This is a genomic window from Halorubrum sp. SP3 (assembly GCF_005435195.1).
In the GTDB taxonomy this organism is placed as follows: domain Archaea; phylum Halobacteriota; class Halobacteria; order Halobacteriales; family Haloferacaceae; genus Halorubrum; species Halorubrum sodomense.
In genome coordinates, this window is sequence record NZ_SGTU01000667.1 from 1 (window position 1) to 248 (window position 248).

Consider the following 248-nt stretch of genomic DNA (forward strand, 5'->3'; position numbering starts at 1 on the left):
GAGCACGTCGTAGATCCGCGCGTCCGGCACGTCGCTGGCCTGCGCGACCTCTGTCGCGGACGCGGTCCCCAGCTCAAGCAGCGTGACGTACGCGTTCGCCTGATAGTAAGAGAGATCGGCGGCCTGGAGCGTCTCCAGGAGTTCCTCGGTGTCCATGACGATCAATTAACTACTTCGGTGTATAAAAATCACCGAGTCCGAGACGCCCGGGCCGCGAGGCCCCCGGCGCCGACGACCGACCGGCGGCG

At 65.7% G+C, this 248-nt stretch carries 1 protein-coding gene; it reads right to left on the bottom strand.

Features of this window, described 5'->3' with window-relative positions; all coding sequences use genetic code 11:
- Window positions 1-156, bottom strand: a 156-nt coding sequence (locus EXE42_RS17895; RefSeq protein ID WP_275938249.1) for a helix-turn-helix domain-containing protein, incomplete at its 3' end; no start/stop codon positions are given.
- Window positions 157-248 lie beyond the last annotated feature (92 nt).